General features: G+C 54.8%; 17 protein-coding genes. 13 read left to right on the top strand and 4 right to left on the bottom strand.

Translation table 11 applies throughout. From position 1 onward, the window contains the following. The first annotated feature begins 93 nt into the window (after positions 1 to 93). The 6 genes from fruB to N1249_RS14785 all read left to right on the top strand — a co-directional run bounded on the left by fruB (position 94) and on the right by N1249_RS14785 (position 7360). Entirely contained in the window at positions 94 to 1224 is a 1131-nt protein-coding gene (gene fruB, locus N1249_RS14810) for a fused PTS fructose transporter subunit IIA/HPr protein (RefSeq protein WP_259830532.1), read from the top strand. Beyond that, a complete protein-coding gene (gene fruK / locus N1249_RS14805) occupies positions 1224 to 2162 on the top strand; it encodes a 1-phosphofructokinase (RefSeq protein WP_014071044.1) in 939 nt (312 codons plus the stop codon). Before fruB ends, fruK begins: the two co-directional genes overlap by 1 nt. Positions 2163 to 2178: 16 nt before the next feature. Then, a complete protein-coding gene (fruA, locus tag N1249_RS14800) occupies positions 2179 to 3864 on the top strand; it encodes a PTS fructose transporter subunit IIBC (protein ID WP_259830530.1) in 1686 nt (561 codons plus the stop codon). A 288-nt stretch (positions 3865 to 4152) separates the two neighbouring features. After that, positions 4153 to 5094 carry a pseudouridine kinase gene (locus N1249_RS14795; RefSeq protein WP_259830521.1) on the top strand — a complete coding sequence of 314 codons (942 nt, stop codon included), beginning with the start codon at positions 4153 to 4155 and terminating at the stop codon, positions 5092 to 5094. Continuing rightward, positions 5082 to 6017, top strand: coding sequence for a pseudouridine-5'-phosphate glycosidase (locus N1249_RS14790; RefSeq protein ID WP_259830518.1), 936 nt, complete (start codon positions 5082 to 5084; stop codon positions 6015 to 6017). The genes N1249_RS14795 and N1249_RS14790 overlap by 13 nt, the downstream gene beginning before the upstream one ends. 95 nt (positions 6018 to 6112) lie before the next feature. Next, on the top strand, positions 6113 to 7360 hold the full coding sequence (locus tag N1249_RS14785; RefSeq protein ID WP_259830516.1) for a NupC/NupG family nucleoside CNT transporter: 1248 nt from the start codon (positions 6113 to 6115) through the stop codon (positions 7358 to 7360). A gap of 16 nt (positions 7361 to 7376) precedes the next feature. Here N1249_RS14785 and N1249_RS14780 read toward each other — a convergent pair whose 3' ends face one another. From N1249_RS14780 to N1249_RS14770, 3 genes are all read right to left on the bottom strand, one after another. Further along, positions 7377 to 8471, bottom strand: a complete 1095-nt coding sequence (locus N1249_RS14780; RefSeq protein WP_259830510.1) for a sugar kinase — start codon at positions 8469 to 8471, stop codon at positions 7377 to 7379. A 2-nt stretch (positions 8472 to 8473) separates the two neighbouring features. After that, positions 8474 to 9331 carry a deoxyribonuclease IV gene (gene nfo / locus N1249_RS14775; protein WP_259830508.1) on the bottom strand — a complete coding sequence of 286 codons (858 nt, stop codon included), beginning with the start codon at positions 9329 to 9331 and terminating at the stop codon, positions 8474 to 8476. 64 nt (positions 9332 to 9395) lie between these two features. Continuing rightward, entirely contained in the window at positions 9396 to 10442 is a 1047-nt protein-coding gene (locus N1249_RS14770) for a YeiH family protein (protein WP_259830506.1), read from the bottom strand. A gap of 98 nt (positions 10443 to 10540) precedes the next feature. Here N1249_RS14770 and yieE point away from each other — a divergent pair, with 98 nt between their 5' ends. The 3 genes from yieE to cirA all read left to right on the top strand — a co-directional run bounded on the left by yieE (position 10541) and on the right by cirA (position 15257). Then, the gene (gene yieE, locus N1249_RS14765) at positions 10541 to 11407 is read left to right on the top strand and encodes a DNA-binding transcriptional regulator YeiE (RefSeq protein WP_259830499.1); all 867 of its coding nucleotides are present in this window, start codon (positions 10541 to 10543) and stop codon (positions 11405 to 11407) included. A gap of 183 nt (positions 11408 to 11590) precedes the next feature. Beyond that, positions 11591 to 13060 carry an amino acid permease gene (locus tag N1249_RS14760; RefSeq protein ID WP_014071035.1) on the top strand — a complete coding sequence of 490 codons (1470 nt, stop codon included), beginning with the start codon at positions 11591 to 11593 and terminating at the stop codon, positions 13058 to 13060. Positions 13061 to 13286: 226 nt separating this feature from the next. Next, positions 13287 to 15257, top strand: a complete 1971-nt coding sequence (gene cirA / locus N1249_RS14755) for a catecholate siderophore receptor CirA (protein ID WP_259830497.1) — start codon at positions 13287 to 13289, stop codon at positions 15255 to 15257. A gap of 103 nt (positions 15258 to 15360) precedes the next feature. On the opposite strand, the gene fghA is transcribed toward cirA, so the two are convergent. Beyond that, on the bottom strand, positions 15361 to 16197 hold the full coding sequence (fghA, locus tag N1249_RS14750) for an S-formylglutathione hydrolase (RefSeq protein ID WP_259830495.1): 837 nt from the start codon (positions 16195 to 16197) through the stop codon (positions 15361 to 15363). A 137-nt stretch (positions 16198 to 16334) separates the two neighbouring features. Here fghA and N1249_RS14745 point away from each other — a divergent pair, with 137 nt between their 5' ends. The 4 genes from N1249_RS14745 to galS all read left to right on the top strand — a co-directional run bounded on the left by N1249_RS14745 (position 16335) and on the right by galS (position 20610). Continuing rightward, positions 16335 to 17483: an MFS transporter gene (locus N1249_RS14745; protein WP_259830494.1), complete on the top strand. Its 1149-nt coding sequence runs from the start codon at positions 16335 to 16337 to the stop codon at positions 17481 to 17483. A 104-nt stretch (positions 17484 to 17587) separates the two neighbouring features. Next, entirely contained in the window at positions 17588 to 18256 is a 669-nt protein-coding gene (gene folE / locus N1249_RS14740; RefSeq protein WP_014071031.1) for a GTP cyclohydrolase I FolE, read from the top strand. Between the two features lie 18 nt (positions 18257 to 18274). Further along, positions 18275 to 19432, top strand: a complete 1158-nt coding sequence (gene yeiB / locus N1249_RS14735; protein ID WP_259830491.1) for a DUF418 domain-containing protein YeiB — start codon at positions 18275 to 18277, stop codon at positions 19430 to 19432. Positions 19433 to 19587: 155 nt separating this feature from the next. Beyond that, the gene (gene galS / locus N1249_RS14730; RefSeq protein ID WP_259830484.1) at positions 19588 to 20610 is read left to right on the top strand and encodes an HTH-type transcriptional regulator GalS; all 1023 of its coding nucleotides are present in this window, start codon (positions 19588 to 19590) and stop codon (positions 20608 to 20610) included. Positions 20611 to 20817 lie beyond the last annotated feature (207 nt).

Below are 20817 nucleotides of genomic sequence, written 5' to 3'. Positions count from 1 at the left end.
TTCAGCGCTATCTTGTTTTAACTGACGGAGCAGGTTAGCGCATTTTTTCTCATTTAAGCTGAAACGATTCAAGTTCAGCAGGAGAGGAGAACCATGTTCCAGTTATCTGTTCAGGATATTCACCCGGGCGCTCAGGCCGGGAATAAAGAAGAGGCCATTCGCCAGGTTGCCGATGCACTCGTACAGGCAGGCAACGTTGCTGACGGCTACGTTAACGGGATGCTGGCGCGCGAGCAGCAGACCTCTACTTTCCTCGGCAATGGCATCGCCATTCCGCACGGTACAACCGACACCCGCGACCAGGTGCTGAAAACCGGTGTTCAGGTTTATCAGTTCCCTCAGGGCGTGCTGTGGGGTGACGGCCAGGTGGCTTACGTGGCTATCGGCATCGCCGCCAGCAGCGACGAGCACTTAGGTTTGCTGCGTCAGCTGACGCACGTGCTGAGCGATGACTCTGTTGCAGAACAGCTGAAATCAGCAACCACGGCTGAAGAGCTGCGTGCATTGCTGATGGGTGAAAAACAGAGCGAAGCGCTGAAACTGGATAATGAAACGCTGACGCTGGATGTGGCTGCCACCGATCTGGTGACCTTGCAGGCGCTGAACGCTGGTCGTCTTAAAGAGGCAGGCGCTGCTGACGCGGCATTTGTCGCGCACGTGATCAACGATAAACCGCTGAATCTGGGCCAGGGTATCTGGCTGAACGACAGTGCTGAAGGCAACCTGCGCAGCGCGATCGCCGTGAGCCGTGCAGCAAACGCCTTTGACGTGGACGGCGAACGTGCCGCGATGCTGGTGACTGTCGCCATGACGGATGACCAGCCGGTTTCTGTGCTGAAGCGTCTGGGCGATCTGCTGCTGAATAACAAAGCTGAAAAACTGCTGAACGCCGATGCGGCGACCGTTCTGGCGCTGCTGACCAGCGACGATGCGCTGACTGACGATGTGCTGAATGCTGAATTCGTGGTGCGTAACGAACACGGCCTGCACGCGCGTCCGGGCACTATGCTGGTAAATACTATCAAACAATTTGACAGTGAAATTACCGTAGCGAACCTTGATGGCACGGGTAAACCGGCCAATGGCCGTAGCCTGATGAAAGTGGTTGCTCTGGGTGTGAAAAAAGGCCACCGCCTGCGTTTCACCGCACAGGGTGCTGATGCTGAACAGGCGCTGAAAGCGATTGGCGATGCCATCGCGGCCGGTCTTGGGGAGGGCGCATAATGAGCAGACGTGTTGCGACTATTACGCTGAACCCGGCATACGACCTGGTGGGGTTTTGCCCGGAGATTGAGCGCGGCGAAGTAAACCTCGTGCGTACCACTGGCCTTCATGCAGCAGGCAAAGGGATTAACGTCGCGAAAGTGCTCAAGGATCTCGGTATTGATGTCACGGTGGGTGGATTCCTCGGCAAAGATAACCAGGATGGTTTCCAGCAGCTGTTCAGCGAGCTGGGTATTGCCAACCGTTTCCAGGTTGTGCAGGGCCGTACCCGTATCAACGTCAAGCTGACGGAGAAAGACGGTGAAGTGACCGACCTGAACTTCTCCGGCTTTGAAGTGACCCCGGCTGACTGGGAGCGTTTTGTTAATGATTCCCTGACCTGGCTTGGCCAGTTCGACATGGTGTGCGTCAGCGGCAGCCTGCCGTCCGGCGTCAGCCCGGAAGCGTTCACCGACTGGATGACACGCCTGCGCAGCCAGTGCCCGTGCATTATTTTCGACAGCAGCCGCGATGCGCTGGTTGCGGGTCTTAAAGCTGCGCCGTGGCTGGTTAAACCAAATCGCCGTGAACTGGAGATCTGGGCTGGTCGTAAGCTGCCAGAATTAAAAGATGTGATTGAAGCTGCACATGCGCTGCGCGAACAGGGTATCGCTCACGTGGTGATTTCTCTGGGTGCAGAAGGGGCGTTGTGGGTTAACGCGTCTGGCGAATGGATCGCCAAACCACCATCGGTTGAAGTTGTGAGTACCGTTGGTGCAGGGGATTCAATGGTTGGTGGCCTGATCTATGGCCTGCTGATGCGCGAATCCAGTGAACATACTTTACGTCTTGCCACCGCCGTTGCTGCCCTGGCCGTGAGTCAGAGCAATGTCGGTATTACCGATCGTACCCAGTTAGCCGCGATGATGGCGCGCGTTGACTTAAAACCTTTTAACTAACAGCAGGAGAGGAATAATGAAAACGCTGCTGATTATTGACTCCGGTCTTGGACAGGCTCGCGCCTACATGGCGAAGACCCTGCTGGGAGCGGCGGCAAGCAAAGCACATCTGGAATTTATCGATAACCCGGGCGATGCCGAACTGGCGGTTGTTCTTGGCGATAAAATCCCGGCGGATAGCGCGCTGAACGGCAAAAAAGTGTGGCTGGGCGATATCAATCGCGCGGTGGCGCACCCGGAGCTGTTCCTGAGTGAAGCGAAAGGTCATGCGTCTGTTTACAGCGCACCTGTTGCGGCTACTCCGGTTGCTGCCTCTGGTCCGAAACGCGTTGTCGCCGTTACCGCGTGCCCGACGGGAGTTGCACATACCTTTATGGCTGCTGAAGCCATTGAAACCGAAGCCAAAAAACGCGGCTGGTGGGTAAAAGTTGAAACCCGCGGCTCGGTTGGTGCGGGCAATGCGATCACCCCGGAAGAGGTGGCTGAAGCCGATCTGGTGATTGTCGCGGCCGACATCGAAGTGGATCTGGCGAAGTTTGCCGGTAAGCCAATGTACCGTACCTCTACCGGCCTGGCGCTGAAAAAGACCGCCCAGGAGTTTGACAAAGCGCTGGTGGAAGCAAAACCTTATCAGGCGACTGGCGCAACGCAGAGTGCGACTGAAGGTAAGAAAGAGTCTGCGGGTGCTTACCGTCACCTGTTGACCGGCGTGTCTTACATGCTGCCGATGGTGGTGGCAGGCGGTCTGTGTATCGCGCTCTCCTTCGCGTTTGGTATTACCGCGTTTAAAGAAGAAGGCACGCTGGCGGCTGCGTTAATGCAGATCGGCGGCGGCTCCGCGTTCGCATTGATGGTACCGGTACTGGCAGGTTTTATCGCCTTCTCCATTGCTGACCGTCCGGGTCTGACGCCGGGTCTTATCGGCGGTATGCTGGCGGTGAGCACCGGTTCCGGCTTTATTGGCGGTATCATTGCGGGCTTCCTGGCGGGTTACGTCGCGAAGCTGATTAGCTCTAAGCTGAAGCTGCCACAGAGTATGGAAGCGCTGAAGCCTATCCTGATCATCCCGCTGATCTCCAGCCTGGTGGTGGGTCTGGCGATGATCTACCTGATTGGTAAGCCGGTTGCCGGCATCCTGGCGGGTCTGACCCACTGGCTGCAAACGATGGGTACGGCGAACGCGGTTCTGCTGGGTGCGATCCTCGGCGGTATGATGTGTACCGACATGGGTGGGCCGGTGAACAAAGCGGCATACGCCTTTGGTGTGGGCCTGCTGAGTACACAGACCTACGCTCCGATGGCGGCGATTATGGCTGCGGGTATGGTGCCTCCTCTGGCACTGGGTCTGGCGACCATCATTGCACGTCGTAAGTTCGATAAAGCGCAGCAGGAAGGTGGCAAAGCCGCACTGGTGCTGGGTCTGTGCTTCATCACTGAAGGTGCAATCCCGTTCGCAGCGCGCGATCCGATGCGTGTACTGCCATGCTGTATCGTCGGTGGCGCAGTGACAGGTGCAATCTCCATGGCGATTGGCGCGAAACTGATGGCACCACACGGCGGTCTGTTTGTTCTGCTGATCCCAGGCGCTATCACCCCGGTTCTGGGTTATCTGATGGCGATCATTGCCGGTACGCTGGTGGCTGGTGTGTCTTATGCAGTGCTGAAACGTCCGGAAGTGGAATCCGTGGCAAAAGTTGCCTGATCCCACTCAACTTCGCAAGGGCAGAGATTTCTCTGCCCTTTTTTTATGTCCTCGTTTTGTGCCTCACTTCTCAACTTTGTTTCCCCGCCTGAATTGTATCTATAAAAAAATGTGACTCTGTTCATATCTATTCGCTTTCGCACTTGCAGGCGGATTTACTTTGCCAAAAACATGCATATTATAAACACATGTTCATATGTGAACACATGATCTAAATCGTAGTGTCGGTTACGACAATTATTCTTAACGAACTCATTGTTATGGCGTTTTATTGCCAGAGGATGTGCTATGCGTGGAAAGGAATACATCGTTACGATCGGTTCGGCAAATATGGATGTGGCCGGGTATTCACATGCTTCATTGAATTATGCAGATTCCAATCCCGGGAAAATAAAGTTTACCCCTGGCGGCGTGGGGCGGAATATTGCACATAATCTGGCGTTGCTCGGGAAAAACTCCTGGCTTCTGACGGCGGTGGGTGATGATTTTTACGGGCAGTCATTACTGGCTCAAACCCGGCAATATGGCGTGCATGTCGATAAATGTTTTCTGGTACCGGGTGAAAATACCTCGTGTTATTTATCCTTGCTCGATAATACCGGCGAAATGCTGGTGGCAATTAATGATATGACGATATCGGAACAGATATCAGTCGCGTTTTTAGAAAAACATCTGGATTTTATTCGCAGTGCCGCGGCGATTATTGCGGACTGTAATATCAGCGAAGAAACCCTGGCATGGCTGCTGGAAAATTCAGGTGATGCGCCGGTCTTTGTTGACCCGGTATCTGCCTGGAAGTGCGTCAAAATTCGCGGGCGGCTTAACAAAATACACACCCTGAAACCTAACCGTCTGGAGGCCGAAACCCTAAGCGGTATCACGCTTTCCGGCCGGGATGATGTGGCAAAGGTCGCCGCCTGGTTTCATGACAACGGGTTAACGCGTCTGGTGCTGAGCATGGGCGGCGACGGCGTGTATTACAGCCATGCCAACGGTGAAAGCGGCTGGTCGTTACCGGTTAAAACGCAGGTAATAAATGTTACCGGCGCCGGGGATGCCATGATGGCGGGGCTGGTTTCCTGCTGGGTGGATGGAATGCCTTTTATTGACTCCGTTCGATTTGCACAGGGTTGCTCATCCATGGCGCTGGCCTGTGAATATACCAATAACCCTGATTTGTCTGTTGAAAATGTTACATCCTTAGTGGAGAACGCAGAATGTCTGAATTAATGCTGAACGCTGAATTATTACAAATTTCACCCGAAGTGCAGGAAGCTATCCAGAATAAAAAACCGATTGTCGCGCTGGAGTCGACTATTATTTCTCACGGGATGCCATTCCCGCAGAATGCGCAAACGGCAATTGAAGTCGAACAGACTATTCGTAATCACGGCGCGGTTCCGGCAACTATCGCTATTATTAACGGCGTGATGAAAGTTGGCCTGAGCAAAGAAGAAATTGAATTATTAGGCCGCGAAGGGCATAGCGTGACAAAAGTCAGCCGTCGCGATTTACCTTTTGTGGTCGCCGCGAAAAAAAATGGCGCAACAACCGTGGCCTCAACCATGATTATTGCTGCTCTGGCCGGAATTAAAGTCTTTGCCACCGGCGGGATTGGTGGTGTGCACCGTGGTGCGGAACACACCTTTGATATTTCTGCCGATCTTCAGGAGCTGGCGCATACCAATGTCACGGTCGTCTGTGCCGGGGCAAAATCTATTCTCGACCTGGGATTAACCACCGAATATTTAGAAACCTTCGGCGTGCCGCTTATTGGCTATCAGACCAAAGCACTCCCGGCCTTTTTCTGCCGTACCAGCCCGTTTGAGGTGAGCATTCGCCTGGACAGCGCCGAAGAAATTGCGCGCGCGATGGCGGTGAAATGGCAGGCCGGGCTGAAAGGCGGTCTGGTGGTGGCAAACCCGATCCCGGAGCAGTTTGCGATGGCGGAAGGGAAAATCAATGCGGCGATCGACCAGGCCGTACAGGAAGCGCAAGAGCAGGGCATTGTGGGCAAAGACAGCACGCCGTTCCTGCTGGCGCGCGTCGCTGACCTGACCGGTGGCGACAGCCTGAAATCCAACATTCAGCTGGTCTTTAATAACGCCGTGCTGGCCTGCGAGATAGCGAAAGAATATCAACGCCTCGCCTGATAACACCGCGCGGGCAGAAAGCGGTCGCCCACGAATTGCAAACATACCAAAACCTGGCGATAGCGCCGGGTTTCCTGGCATGAAGGGAATTCACAATGGACATAATGAGAAGTGTTGTGGGAATGGTGGTATTACTGGCAATTGCTTTCCTGTTGTCAGTCAATAAAAAGCGCATCAGCCTGCGAACCGTGGGGGCGGCGCTGGTGCTACAAATCGCTATCGGCGGAATCATGCTCTATTTTCCACCGGGGAAATGGCTGGTAGAGCAGGCTGCGTTCGGCGTTCATAAGGTGATGTCCTATAGCGATGCGGGAAGCGCCTTTATTTTTGGCTCGTTGGTAGGGCCTAAGATGGATGTGCTGTTTGACGGCGCCGGCTTTATCTTTGCCTTCCGCGTGCTGCCTGCCATTATCTTCGTCACCGCGCTTATCAGTTTGCTCTATTACATTGGCGTGATGGGACTGCTCATCCGTGTTCTTGGCGGGATTTTTCAGAAAGCGCTGAACATCAGCAAGATTGAATCTTTTGTGGCGGTCACCACGATATTTCTCGGGCAAAACGAGATCCCGGCTATCGTGAAACCTTTTATCGATCGCCTCAACCGCAATGAGCTGTTTACCGCGATTTGCAGCGGAATGGCCTCGATTGCCGGATCGATGATGATAGGTTACGCCGGAATGGGTGTACCGATTGATTATCTGCTGGCGGCCTCGCTGATGGCGATCCCGGGCGGGATTTTGTTTGCCCGCATACTGAGCCCGGCCACGGAAGCGTCGAACGTCTCTTTTGAGAATCTGTCATTCACCGAATCACCGCCTAAAAGCATTATCGAAGCCGCGGCAAGCGGGGCGATGACCGGGTTAAAAATTGCCGCTGGCGTGGCGACCGTGGTGATGGCGTTTGTGGCGATTATTGCGCTGATTAACGGCATTATCGGTGGCGTGGGCGGCTGGTTTGGTTACGGCCATGCCACTCTGGAAGGGATCTTCGGTTACATGCTGGCGCCGCTGGCCTGGATTATGGGCGTGGACTGGAGCGATGCCACGCTTGCCGGCAGCCTGATTGGTCAAAAGCTGGCGATTAACGAGTTCGTGGCCTATCTCAACCTTTCGCCATACCTGCAAACGGCGGGGGCGCTGGATGTTAAAACGATTGCGATTATTTCATTTGCGCTGTGTGGCTTCGCCAACTTTGGCTCTATTGGTGTGGTGGTGGGGGCATTTTCCGCCATTGCGCCGCAACGCGCGCCGGAAATTGCCCAGCTCGGAATGCGCGCCCTGGCAGCAGCAACGCTCTCTAACCTGATGAGCGCCACTATTGCCGGGTTCTTTATTGGTTTGTAACGAAACCGCCCGGGCATCACGCCTGGGCGGTTTGCAGCAGATAAACAGCGTTATCCGCGGAAAGCGTTGGGTTGTTAATACTGACGCTGGCGCGCGATAACGCGGCACAGGCCATGGCGAAGTGTGCGCTGTCGCGAAAATCGCTCCCTTCCAGATAGCTGTAGATAAGCCCGGCCATAAAGCCATCATCGGCGCCAAAACTGTCCACCACCGTGTGTGCAGGGGGCGTGAGCAGGAACTGCTCGCCATTTTTCTTGCTGCAAAAGACCGACTCATCTTTCAGGCACACATAAATGTGCTCAACACCCTGCTGATGCAGCGCAGTTACCGCTTTTATGCGGTCGGCATCGGAGTGGATGGGCTGGCCCCACAGGATCTCCAGCTCTTTTTGCGTTGGTTTCAGGGTGTGGATCCGCGAATACCAGGTCCTGATTTTTTCTGCTTTAAATTCAGAAACGGTATCAATAAAGACCGGGATATCGTCGGCGATAGTAAATACCCACTCGATAGCTTCAGCCGTCAGGTTGCAGTCAGCCAGCACGACTCCGGCATGGCGGATAAGATCCCGGGATCCGTTCAGCAGTTGCGGGGTCAGTTTTTCCAGAATATGGGTATCGTTAATCGCCAGAACCGTTTCTTCCTGCTGGTTGGCAATGGAGAGATAGGTAGAGGTGTTATGCCCGTGCAGACGGATGCAACTGGAGATATTCACCCCGGCCTGGCGGGTCTGCTCCAGCAGGGTTTCGCCGTAAAAATCGCTGCCTACGGCGGAGATCAAATGCACATCGCGACCCAGCAGGGCCAGGTTATGCGCAATGTTGCGACCCACGCCGCCCGCCGAACATTGGATGTTCCCGGGGTTTGACGCTGCCTGCGGATAATGGATATCCGCCACGCCGCGAATATCCATGTTAATCGCGCCGACCACCACACAGTACTCTTGCTCGGTCAGGATGTAGCCTTTCCCTTTGATCATCCCCTTGCGCATCAAATCCATGATATGTGCCGCTACGCGTGATCGGCTGATCTGCAAAATATCGGCGATCTCGTTTTGCTGGATAAGAGGATTACGACGCAGGATCTTGAGTATCTGCTTCTCTCTGTCGTTCATTATTACGCAACCGCCTTATCAGTCTGCTGTGCTTTCAGCCAGGCAATCTCTTCTGCCCAGATATCCGGGTTAATGGTTTCCAGCACCATCGGGATACCATCAAACCGGGCGTCCTGCATGATAAAGCGGAAAGCGTCATGACCGATATTGCCTTCGCCCAGACTGTGATGGCGGTCAACGCGGCTGCCAAAGGCGCTTTTGGCATCGTTTAAGTGCATCCCGCGCAGGTATTTAAAGCCGACAATGCGCTCGAATTCGTCGAAGGTCTTTTTGGTCTCTTCGGGAGTGCGCAGATCGTAACCGGCGGCGAAAGCGTGGCAGGTATCAATACACACGCCCACACGGGTCTTGTCTTCCACGCCGTCGATGATAGCCGCCAGATGCTCGAACTTAAACCCGAGGTTACTGCCCTGACCGGCGGTATTTTCGATAACCGCCGTCACGCCTTTGGTTTTATCCAGCGTAATGTTGATGGATTCTGCAATCCGCGCCAGGCAGGCATCTTCATCTATTTGCGTCAGGTGGCTGCCCGGGTGGAAGTTCAGCAGCGTCAGGCCAAGCTGTTCGCAGCGCTGCACTTCATCGAGGAAGGCTTCACGGGATTTCTCCAGCGCTTCTTCAACCGGATGACCGAGGTTAATCAGATAGCTGTCGTGGGGAAGGATCTGGCCCGGCCCGAAGTGATATTTCTCGCAGGCGGCTTTGAAATCATCAATGACGTCACGGGTGAGCGGGGCGGCGCGCCACTGGCGCTGGTTCTTGGTGAACAGAGCGAAAGCGGTCGCGTCGATTTCAGCAGCACGAATGGCGGCATTCGCAAGGCCACCGGCAGCGCTTACGTGCGCTCCAACATATTTCATACAAGAACTCCTGTTAACCCGAAATGCTTATGATAGCGGGTTAACAGGAGAAGGACGAGGTGGTTTATGCCATCAAACTGTGAACGACCAGGTTAATTGCACCGCCGCCCACAATCAGCCAGATAAAGAGAACCAGCGCCATCAGCAGCGGTTTAGCACCGGCTTTTTTCAGCGCGCTGACGTGGGTGGTGACACCCAACGCAGCCATTGCCATCGCCAGTAAAACCGTATCCAGCGTAACCAGCATATCAACCACGGCTTTAGGCAACAGATGGAAGGAGTTAAACACCGCCACCACAATGAACAGAATGGCGAACCACGGGATCGTGATTTTGCTTTTCTGGCTGTTGCCCGCCGGAGCCAGCTGTTTAACACGTGCCGCCAGGATAATCAGGAACGGTGCCAGCATCATTACGCGCAGCATCTTGGCAATCACCGCCGCGTTTTCTGCATCCGGGTTAATGGCATGACCCGCGGCCACAACCTGTGCAACCTCATGCATGGTTGAACCAATGTAGATGCCGTAGGTTTCAGGTGTAAACCAGTGGGCAACCAGCGGATACATGGCCGGGTAGAGGAATATCGCCAGCGTACCGAAGATGACAACGGTCGCCACGGCCACGGTCACTTTGCTGGATTCAGCCTTAACTACTGGCTCGGTTGCCAGCACGGCGGCGGCACCGCAAATACTGCTGCCCGCACCGATAAGCCAGCTGGTTTGTTTATCCAGCCCGAAGACTTTCTGCCCGATAAAGCAGGCCAGTAAAAAGGTACTGGTCAGCGTGAGCACATCGATGGCGATACCGCTGACGCCGACATCCGCAATCTGCGAAAAGGTCAGGCGGAAGCCATACAGGATGATCCCCAGGCGCAGCAGATGTTGCTTGGCGAAGATAACGCCGCCATCACAGGATTTCCAGATATGCGGGTAGACGGTATTCCCGACGACCATACCCAGCAAAATGGCCAGCGTTAATGCGCTGAAACCTGCGCCAGCAACCGCCGGAATACTGCCGCCCCATAATGCCACGCCCGTGATAACGGCACTGAGCGCAAGACCGGGCACGAAGTGCCACACTGTACGATGATTCTGTAGGGTGAGTTCTGTCATAACCTTCTCCTTTCTCTGGCTAAAAGGTTACGGCGGCCTGGCTTAAAAATAAAATTGATTATATATTTATAATTAATCTTTATAAGTGGTAAGCAACCATGCACATTACATTGCGTCAGCTGGAAGTTTTTGCCGAGGTGCTGAAAAGCGGGTCAACTACCCAGGCCTCGCAGATGCTGGCTTTGTCTCAGTCTGCGGTCAGTGCAGCGTTGACCGATCTTGAAGGGCAGCTCGGCGTTCAGCTCTTCGACAGGGTAGGGAAGCGCCTGGTGGTAAACGAACACGGCCGTCTGCTTTACCCGCGCGCGCTGGCCTTGCTGGAACAGGCGACAGAAATCGAGCAGCTGTTCCGCGAAGACAACGGCGCGATCCGCGTTTACGCCAGCAGTACGATCGGTAACTACATCCTCCCGGAAGTGATTGCCCGCTATCGTCGTGATTTCCCCACCTTGCCTCTGGAGATGAGCGTGGGAAACAGCCAGGACGTCATTAATGCGGTGATCGATTTTCGCGTGGACATCGGTCTTATCGAAGGGCCTTGTCATAACGTGGATGTGATTGCTGAACCCTGGCTGGAAGATGAACTGGTGGTCTTTGCGTCTCCTGCTTCTTCTTTATTTGAAGGAGAGGTAACCCTGGATCGTCTGGCTCAGGCGCAGTGGATCTTACGTGAACACGGCTCCGGGACGCGTGAAATTGTTGATTATCTGCTGTTATCCCATCTGCCGCAGTTTCAGCTGGGAATGGAGCTGGGGAATTCCGAGGCCATCAAACACGCGGTGCGCCACGGATTAGGAATAAGCTGTCTCTCCCGCAGGGTGATTGCCGAACAGCTTGAATCCGGCACCCTGGTCGAAATTCCGGTGCCGCTGCCTAAACTGGTACGAACCCTGTGGTGCATTCATCATCGCCAGAAGCATCTTTCCAGCTCGCTCCAGCGTTTTCTGCGTTACTGCGAAATCTGAATTTCTCTCCCCGGTGGCGCTTTGCGGGCCGGGGATGGGCCTCTTTTTATCCTGCCTTTTTTTGCGTTACTTATAATCCAGGCTGAGTCATGAAGCTCTCTTATAACTGGGTATTTCTGCCAGAAGGAACGCTTATCGTCTGTTACAATCGCGCCTCATTTATTAAATGGACAGCATTTTCACATGGTTTCAGAAATTAAAACCACAGAAGCGCCCGCGCTACGCCGCGAACTTAAGGCGCGTCACCTGACGATGATCGCTATCGGCGGTTCTATCGGTACAGGTCTTTTCGTTGCCTCTGGCGCAACGATTTCCGCGGCAGGCCCGGGTGGGGCACTCTTTTCTTATATCCTGATTGGCCTGATGGTGTACTTCCTGATGACCAGTCTGGGCGAACTGGCGGCATACATGCCAGTGTCGGGTTCGTTTTCAACCTACGGTCAAAAATACGTTGAAGAAGGCTTTGGCTTCGCGCTGGGCTGGAACTACTGGTACAACTGGGCGGTGACCATCGCCGTTGACCTGGTGGCTGCACAGCTGGTCATGAACTGGTGGTTCCCGGATACGCCGGGCTGGATCTGGAGCGCACTCTTCCTGTGCGTGATCTTCCTGCTGAACTACATCTCTGTTCGCGGTTTTGGTGAAGCAGAATACTGGTTCTCTCTGATCAAAGTGGCGACCGTCATTATCTTTATCGTTGTCGGTGTGGCAATGATCGTCGGTATTTTCAAAGGTGCTGAACCTGCGGGCTGGAGCAACTGGTCGATTGGCGATGCGCCGTTCGCGGGCGGGCTTTCAGCGATGATTGGCGTGGCGATGATTGTTGGCTTCTCCTTCCAGGGGACAGAGCTTATCGGTATCGCCGCAGGTGAATCTGAAGATCCAGAGAAGAACATTCCACGCGCGGTGCGTCAGGTGTTCTGGCGTATCCTGCTGTTCTATGTGTTCGCCATCCTGATTATCAGCCTGATCATTCCTTATACCGATCCGAGCCTGCTGCGTAATGATGTGAAAGACATCAGCGTGAGTCCGTTTACGCTGGTCTTCCAGCACGCGGGTCTGCTCTCTGCGGCTGCGGTGATGAACGCCGTTATCCTGACCGCGGTGCTGTCTGCGGGTAACTCAGGTATGTACGCCTCAACCCGTATGCTCTATACCCTGGCGTGCGACGGTAAAGCGCCGCGCATCTTCGCGAAATTGTCCCGTGGCGGCGTACCGCGTAACGCGCTGTATGCGACTACTGTGATTGCGGGCCTGTGCTTCCTGACCTCGATGTTCGGCAACCAGACGGTCTACCTGTGGCTGCTTAACACCTCCGGTATGACGGGCTTCATTGCCTGGCTGGGGATTGCTATCAGCCATTACCGCTTCCGTCGCGGGTATGTGATGCAAGGTCATGACATTAACAACCTGCCGTATCGCTCAGGTTTCTTCCCGCTGGGGCCGATTTTCGCCTTCATTCTGTGCCTGATTATTACTCTTGGTCAGAACTATGAAGCCTTCCTTGCGGACACCATTGACTGGGGCGCAGTAACGGCCACGTACATTGGTATCCCGCTGTTCCTGGTCATCTGGTTTGGTTACAAACTGACGAAAGGCACCCAATTCGTTCGCTACAGCGAAATGGATTTCCCGGAACGATTTAAAAAATAATCGCACTTCCTCTCTTTTTAACCCGCTCAACTGAGCGGGTTTTTTTATCTCCACATTATGAAGAACAGATATATTTCTTAACAATTAAATTGATAATAGTTATCGTTTGCTTTATCGTTACGGAAAAATAAGCAGGAACCCGACCAGCCGGAGATGCGGGCGGGCAGCAAGGCATTGCGAGCAATAATTATTTGATTTAGTTGTATTTACCTCATGGAGATATGGAATGTTTAGGTTGAATCCCTTCGTCAGGGGAGGACTTTGTGCGTCCGCAATGTCCCTGGCACTGCCTGTCATCGCAGCCGAATCCGGCGACACAATGGTGGTGACGGCCGCCGCTACCGAGCAAAACCTGAAAGACGCCCCGGCCAGTATCAGCGTCATTACTCAGGAAGATTTGCAGCGTAAACCCGTCCAGAACCTGAAAGATGTGTTACAGGACGTGCCAGGCGTACAGCTCACCAACGAAGGGGATAACCGTAAAGGGGTCAGCATCCGTGGCCTGGACAGCAGCTACACGCTGATCCTGGTCGACGGAAAACGCGTGAACTCCCGCAATGCGGTTTTCCGTCACAACGATTTTGACCTGAACTGGGTACCGGTGGATGCCATCGAGCGCATCGAAGTGGTGCGTGGGCCGATGTCTTCGCTGTACGGCTCCGACGCCCTGGGCGGGGTGGTGAACATCATCACCAAAAAAATCGGCCAGAAATGGACCGGAACCCTGAGTGCGGACTCCACCATTCAGGAACACCGCGATCGTGGCGACACCTACAACGGCCAGTTCTATACCAGCGGTCCGCTGGTGGACGGCGTTCTGGGGCTGAAAGCCTACGGAAGCCTGTCTAAGCGTGAAAAAGACGACCAGCAAGAATCTTCCACGACTGCCTCCGGGGAAACGCCGCGTATTGAGGGCTTCACCAGCCGGGATGCCAACGTTGAGTTCGCCTGGACGCCAAATGAAAATCATGACTTTACCGCGGGCTATGGTTTCGATCGCCAGGATCGTGACTCCGACTCGCTGGACCAGAACCGCCTGGAGCGCCAGAACTACTCCCTGAGCCACAATGGCCGCTGGGGGATGGGCAATAGCGAGCTCAAATTCTACGGCGAAAAAGTGGATAACAAGAACCCGGGGAACACAGGCACTATCACCTCCGAAAGCAATTCCGTTGACGGTAAATACGTGTTGCCGCTGTCTGAGATCAACCAGCTTCTGACCTTTGGCGGGGAGTGGCGTCACGACAAGCTGAAAGATCCGGTCAACCTGACGGGCGGCTCCAGCAGTGCGACATCTGCGAGCCAGTATGCGCTCTTCCTGGAAGACGAATGGCGCATCTTTGAACCGCTGGCGCTGACCACCGGCATCCGTATGGATGACCATGAAACCTACGGCGATCACTGGAGCCCGCGTGCCTATCTGGTCTACAACGCGACCGATACTGTTACGGTGAAAGGGGGCTGGGCAACCGCATTTAAAGCGCCATCGCTGCTGCAACTTAGCCCGGACTGGGTGACGGGTTCATGCCGTGGTGCCTGTGAAATTATCGGTAACCCGGATCTGAAACCGGAAACCAGCGAAAGCTTCGAGCTCGGGCTGTACTACAGCGGAGAAGAGGGCTGGTTAGAAGGCGTGCAGGCCAGCATTACCACGTTCCAGAACGACGTGGATGACCGGATCAGCATCAGCCGTACGGCTAACGTCAATCAGGCTCAGAGCTACCCGAACTATGTCGGGCTGAACGCCGACGGCGAACCTATTTTCCGTTATTACAACGTCAATAAGGCCCGCATCCGTGGGGTAGAAACCGAGCTGAAGTTCCCGGTGGCAGAAGACTGGAAAGTGACGCTGAACTACACCTATAACGATGGCCGTGATATCAGCAACGGCGGTAACAAACCGTTGTCCGAACTGCCGTTCCACACCGCCAATGGTACCGTCGACTGGAAGGCAACGCAGGACTGGTCGTTCTATGTCCAGGGGAACTACACCGGTGAGAAGCGTGCGCTGACGTCGGGCGAAGCAACGCCGGGTGGTTATGTTATCTGGAACACCGGTGCGGCATGGCAGGCAACGAAAAGCGTGAAGCTGCGTGCCGGCGTGCAGAACCTGCTGGATAAAGACCTGAGCCGTGACGATTACAGCTACACGGAAGATGGCCGCCGTTACTTTGTGGGCGTGGATTATAAGTTCTGATGCGGTAATGTACCGGGTGGTGGCTGCGCCTTACCCGGCCTACAAAACAGCACAAACCCGTAGGCCCGGTAAGCGAAGCGCCACCGGGCATGAAAGGCCGCACTTACCCGAACAAATGCTCCGCATGGAAGCGGAGATGATCCTCAATAAAGGACGCAATAAAGTAATAGCTGTGATCGTATCCCGGCTGAATACGCAGCGTCAGCGGCCAGCCTTTCTGGCGTGCTGCTTCAGCAAACACCGCAGGCTGTAGCTGTCCGGCCAGGAACTGATCGGCATCACCCTGATCGATAAGCGTCGGGATCGCATCTTCAGCATTGCTTGCCAGCAGTAGTGCACAGCTATCCCATGCCTGCCATTTTTCGGCATCATTCCCCAGATACTGCGTAAAGGCTTTCTGCCCCCACGGCACGTGCGTTGGGTTCACAATGGGTGCAAATGCTGAAACGCTGGTGAACTTACCTGGATTTTTCAGCGCCATGATCAGCGCGCCGTGTCCGCCCATAGAATGACCGCTGATCGCGCAACGATCGCTGACCGCAAACTCGGCCTGAATCAAGGCCGGCAGCTCGTCACGGACATAATCATACATGCGGTAATGGCTGGCCCAAGGCTGCTCAGTGGCGTTCAGATAGAAGCCTGCGCCTTTACCTAAGTCGTATCCGGCGTCATCGGCAACATCATCACCGCGCGGGCTGGTGTCCGGCATTACCAGGACAATGCCCAGTTCAGCGGCAATGCGCTGCGCACCCGCTTTGGTGGTGAAGTTTTCGTCGTTACAGGTTAAACCCGACAGCCAGAACAGAACGGGTGGTTTCGCTCCCTCTTCTGCAGGTGGCAGGAAAATGCTGAACGTCATGGCGCAGTTCAGTACGGTGGAGTCGTGCCGCCAGCGCTGCTGTCGACCTTCAAAACAACGGTGCTCTTCGAGCAGTTCCATGCAAGGCTCCTTATACGAAGTGGTATTCATTAAACCCATAATACAGAGTTTTCATTTACCTGTGAGTAACTTTCACTTCCGCTTAGCAGCAAGATACTGCATCATAAATTAACTTATTTTTAACAATTGGAGTGGTCATGGCGCTGCGTATTGCGCTCAGCGGATTTGTCGTTCTGGTCGTTGCGATGGGGATTGGGCGCTTCGCCTTCACTCCGCAGGTGCCGCTGATGATTGCGGACGGACAACTTACGCTGACGAGCGCCGGGCTGGTGGCGGCGATGAACTACCTCGGCTATCTGGCCGGGGCCTGGGATGCCATGCGAGCGCATCGTTTTGTGGAAGCGCGACTCTGGGTCGGGATCACCGGTGCGGTTGCGCTGACCCTGCTCTCAGCGGTTGCGGATAACGCCATAGTTCACGGCGTAATGCGGTTTGCCATCGGCTGTATGAGCGGCTGGTCAATGGTGCTGATTGCGGCGTGGACCAACGAGCGGCTGGGATATCTGGGCAAACCGGGGCTGAGTGCGGCGGTGTTTGCCGGGCCGGGCGCGGGTATCGCGCTTAGCGGTTTGCTGGCGGTCTACATCCAGAGCAGGGCGATCCCGGCGGGTGCCGCATGGCAGATTTATGGCGTACTGGCGCTGATCCTGGTGACGCTGGTGGCGCGCTATCTTCCCCGTGGCGGTCAGCTTCACCGCCCTGAGACGGCGCCTGAACCGCTGGTCCTGACCACCAATCTGCGGCGTCTGGTCTGGAGCTATAGCCTGGCGGGCTTTGGGTATATCCTGCCTGCGACATTTTTATCGCAAATGGCGGTCGCGCGTTTCCCGGGCAGCCTGTTTGCGCAGTTTGTCTGGCCGCTCTTTGGCGCGGCATCCGTGGTGGGGATTGGGCTCAGCATTATGTTGCGTCACTTCTCATCTTCTAACCGCAGGCTGGCCATTGTGCTGTGGTTGCAGGGTGTCGGCGTGCTGGCGGCCTGGCTGGTGCCGGGTATCGCGGGCTTATTGCTGGGCGGATTGCTGGTGGGCGGCGGGTTCCTGTGCGCCGTTCAGCTTTCCCTTTTATATGGCCGGGAACTGGCGCCTCAGCATACGCGCTACATGGCAGGGTTGCTCACCACGGGCTATGCTGTTGGACAACTCATTGGCCCCGTGACCTCGGCATTATCGACCTGGTTTTTGCATCAGCTGGAGCCTGCGTTAGGGCTTGCTGGTATTGCGCTGTTTATTGGCGGCGCGTTAGTCTGGAACCGTCAGGCTGAAAGGCAACAGCAATTGCAATAATTATCGTCGTGAATACTGGATTATGTGCGCCGCCTCACGCACAATGAGCGCACACTTTTGCCACAACGAGGGCAGAAGACAGCCACACCTGCGGGAGAAAATAAATGTCATCACTCAGTAAAGAAGCTGCCCTGGTTCATGAAGCCCTGCTTGCGCGCGGCCTTGAAACGCCTCTGCGTCCACCCGTTCAGGAGATGGACAATGAAACACGTAAACGTCTGATTTCCGGCCATATGACCGAGATTATGCAACTGCTGAACCTCGACCTGAGCGATGACAGCCTGATGGAAACCCCTCACCGCATCGCGAAAATGTATGTCGATGAGATCTTCTCAGGTCTGGACTACGCTAACTTCCCGAAAATCACCGTTATCGAAAACAAGATGAAGGTTGATGAGATGGTAACGGTTCGCGACATTACGCTGACCAGCACCTGCGAACATCACTTCGTCACCATCGACGGTAAAGCCACCGTGGCCTACATTCCGAAAGATACGGTGATTGGTCTGTCTAAGATTAACCGTATTGTGCGTTTCTTTGCGCAGCGCCCGCAGGTACAGGAGCGTCTGACGCAACAGATCCTTACTGCGCTGCAAACGCTGCTGGGGACCAATAACGTAGCGGTGTCTATCGATGCGGTTCACTATTGCGTGAAAGCGCGCGGCGTTCGCGATGCAACCAGCGCGACCACGACCACGTCTCTGGGCGGCCTGTTTAAATCCAGCCAGAATACTCGCCAGGAGTTCCTGCGCGCGGTACGTCACCACAACTAATCAGGCAGGGCAGGGTACATGGAGCGAAATGTCACGCTCGATTTTGTTCGCGGCGTCGCCATTCTCGGTATCCTGCTGCTCAATATCAGCGCCTTTGGTTTGCCAAAGGCCGCTTATCTCAACCCGGCGTGGTACGGCGACATCACCCGTAGCGATGCCTGGACATGGGCGTTCCTCGATCTTTTCGCCCAGGTTAAATTCCTTACCCTCTTCGCACTGCTGTTTGGTGCTGGTCTTCAGTTGCTGTTAAAGCGCGGTACGCGCTGGATACAGTCACGTCTGACTCTGTTAGTGATCCTGGGTTTTATCCACGGCCTGCTTTTCTGGGACGGCGATATTCTGCTGGCTTATGGGTTAGTCGGCTTAATCTGCTGGCGACTGATCCGCGATGCGCACAGCGTGAAAAGCCTCTTTAACACCGGCGTGATGCTGTATCTCATGGGCATTGGCGTGCTGATCCTGCTGGGGATGATTTCGGGCGACGCCACCAATCGGTCGTGGATCCCGGATGCGGCTAACCTCCAGTATGAACAGTTCTGGAAGCTGAAAGGCGGCGCGGAAGCCATTAGCAACCGGGCAGATATGCTCGGCGACAATCTTCTGGCGCTGGGTGCACAGTACGGCTGGCAGCTGGCGGGAATGATGCTGATGGGGGCCTCGCTGATGCGTACGGGCTGGCTGAAAGGCGAATTCAGCCTTCGTCATTATCGTCGTGTCGGGGCCGGACTGGTAGCCATTGGCGTGCTGATTAACGTTCCGGCCATCGTGATGCAGTGGCATCTCGACTGGAATTACCGCTGGTGCGCCTTTCTGCTTCAGGTGCCACGCGAGCTTGGCGCACCGTTCCAGACCATTGGCTATGCGGCGCTGATTTACGGCTTCTGGCCACAGCTGTGCCGCTTCTGGTTAGTGAGTGCTGTTGCCTGTGTTGGGCGAATGGCGCTGAGCAATTACATTCTGCAAACGCTGATTTGCACCACGCTTTTCTATCGTTTTGGTCTGTTTATGAAATTCGACCGACTCGAACTGCTGGCGTTTGTTATTCCGGTCTGGGTCGTGAATGTGGCGTTTTCGGTTATCTGGCTGCGTTATTTCCGCCAGGGACCACTGGAATGGCTATGGCGGCAATTAACCGCACATGCTTCGGGTGTATCATTGAGTAATACATCCAGATAACGATCTGGATCACAATCATTAACAAAACGGATGTAAGCGTTTTCATCCGTGTGAGCTTCTTCACGTAGTCCCCTTTCTCTCGCTGCCAAAATAGCCACCTTGCTTAACACAGGGGGTGTCTGTGAGTTGCTGCAATCCTATTAAGGATGGTGAATATGATCACCATTCGTGACGTCGCCCGCCTGGCGGGCGTTTCTGTTGCTACTGTCTCGCGCGTGCTGAACAACAGCGCGCTGGTCAGCCCTGAAACCCGTGAAGCCGTGATGAAAGCCGTCACGCAGCTGGGATACAGGCCGAATGCCAATGCCCAGGCGTTAGCTACCCAGGTCAGCGACACTATTGGTGTGGTGGTGATGGACGTATCGGACTCCTTCTTCGGCGCACTGGTCAAAGCGGTCGACGTTGTCGCACAGCAGCACCAGAAGTATGTGCTGATAGGCAACAGCTACCACGAGGCTGAAAAAGAGCGTCATGCGATTGAAGTTCTGATCCGCCAGCGATGTAACGCCTTGATTGTTCACTCAAAAGCCTTGAGTGATGAGGAGCTGGCCGGGTTTATGGAACAGATCCCTGGCATGGTGCTAATCAACCGAATTGTGCCGGGTTACGCCCACCGTTGTGTCGGGCTGGATAACATCAGCGGTGCCATGATGGCCACGCGGATGCTGATTAACAATGGCCATCAGCGTATCGGCTTTCTGGCGTCCAGCCATCATATTGAAGACGATGCGATGCGCCGTGAAGGGTGGCAGCGGGCGCTGAAAGAACACGGCATTACGCCTCTGGAAAGCTGGGTGGGCACGGGCTCGCCGGATATGCAGGGTGGGGAAGCCGCGATGGTGGAACTGCTGGGGCGCAATCTTCAGCTTTCAGCGGTCTTTACCTACAACGATAACATGGCGGCGGGTGCGCTTACGGCGCTGAAAGACAACGGTATTGCGGTGCCACAGCATTTGTCGCTGATTGGCTTTGACGATATCCCGATTGCCCGTTACACCGATCCGCAACTGACCACGGTGCGATACCCGATTGCCTCAATGGCAAAACTGGCGACTGAGCTGGCGTTACAAGGCGCGGCAGGGCAGCTGGATCCGGGAGCAACACACTGTTTCATGCCGACTTTAGTGCGTCGCCATTCGGTATCTATTCGACAAACTGTGGTTCCGATCACTAACTGATTACGCAGGTCGATGTAACCGTTTTCAATCTGTGAGTAAATTCACAGTATCTTAACAAGGCGCTTACTATGATGTCAGCGTTTTAGGAGCTGAAACGCTATGTAACGGTGATTAATCACTTTCACTATAGCCAAAGTGCCGCAAACAACCAATAAAACGCATTTCTGGAGCGTTACCGAACACGGAAGATAGAAATTTTATAAGTGA

It is taken from the genome of Enterobacter sp. CP102 (assembly GCF_025152625.1).
Classification (GTDB): Bacteria; Pseudomonadota; Gammaproteobacteria; order Enterobacterales; family Enterobacteriaceae; genus Enterobacter; species Enterobacter soli.
Note: the sequence above shows the minus strand (reverse complement) of the source record. Positions and strands in the feature narration are given on the sequence as shown.

What these genes read in the sequence shown, in the direction of transcription:
- fruB (WP_259830532.1), top strand. Translation starts at nt 94, where the DNA reads ATGTTCCAGTTATCTGTTCAGGATATTCACCCGGGCGCTCAGGCCGGG.
- fruK (WP_014071044.1), top strand. Translation starts at nt 1,224, where the DNA reads ATGAGCAGACGTGTTGCGACTATTACGCTGAACCCGGCATACGACCTG.
- fruA (WP_259830530.1), top strand. Translation starts at nt 2,179, where the DNA reads ATGAAAACGCTGCTGATTATTGACTCCGGTCTTGGACAGGCTCGCGCC.
- N1249_RS14795 (WP_259830521.1), top strand. Translation starts at nt 4,153, where the DNA reads ATGCGTGGAAAGGAATACATCGTTACGATCGGTTCGGCAAATATGGAT.
- N1249_RS14790 (WP_259830518.1), top strand. Translation starts at nt 5,082, where the DNA reads ATGTCTGAATTAATGCTGAACGCTGAATTATTACAAATTTCACCCGAA.
- N1249_RS14785 (WP_259830516.1), top strand. Translation starts at nt 6,113, where the DNA reads ATGGACATAATGAGAAGTGTTGTGGGAATGGTGGTATTACTGGCAATT.
- N1249_RS14780 (WP_259830510.1), bottom strand. Translation starts at nt 8,471, where the DNA reads ATGAACGACAGAGAGAAGCAGATACTCAAGATCCTGCGTCGTAATCCT.
- nfo (WP_259830508.1), bottom strand. Translation starts at nt 9,331, where the DNA reads ATGAAATATGTTGGAGCGCACGTAAGCGCTGCCGGTGGCCTTGCGAAT.
- N1249_RS14770 (WP_259830506.1), bottom strand. Translation starts at nt 10,442, where the DNA reads ATGACAGAACTCACCCTACAGAATCATCGTACAGTGTGGCACTTCGTG.
- yieE (WP_259830499.1), top strand. Translation starts at nt 10,541, where the DNA reads ATGCACATTACATTGCGTCAGCTGGAAGTTTTTGCCGAGGTGCTGAAA.
- N1249_RS14760 (WP_014071035.1), top strand. Translation starts at nt 11,591, where the DNA reads ATGGTTTCAGAAATTAAAACCACAGAAGCGCCCGCGCTACGCCGCGAA.
- cirA (WP_259830497.1), top strand. Translation starts at nt 13,287, where the DNA reads ATGTTTAGGTTGAATCCCTTCGTCAGGGGAGGACTTTGTGCGTCCGCA.
- fghA (WP_259830495.1), bottom strand. Translation starts at nt 16,197, where the DNA reads ATGGAACTGCTCGAAGAGCACCGTTGTTTTGAAGGTCGACAGCAGCGC.
- N1249_RS14745 (WP_259830494.1), top strand. Translation starts at nt 16,335, where the DNA reads ATGGCGCTGCGTATTGCGCTCAGCGGATTTGTCGTTCTGGTCGTTGCG.
- folE (WP_014071031.1), top strand. Translation starts at nt 17,588, where the DNA reads ATGTCATCACTCAGTAAAGAAGCTGCCCTGGTTCATGAAGCCCTGCTT.
- yeiB (WP_259830491.1), top strand. Translation starts at nt 18,275, where the DNA reads ATGGAGCGAAATGTCACGCTCGATTTTGTTCGCGGCGTCGCCATTCTC.
- galS (WP_259830484.1), top strand. Translation starts at nt 19,588, where the DNA reads ATGATCACCATTCGTGACGTCGCCCGCCTGGCGGGCGTTTCTGTTGCT.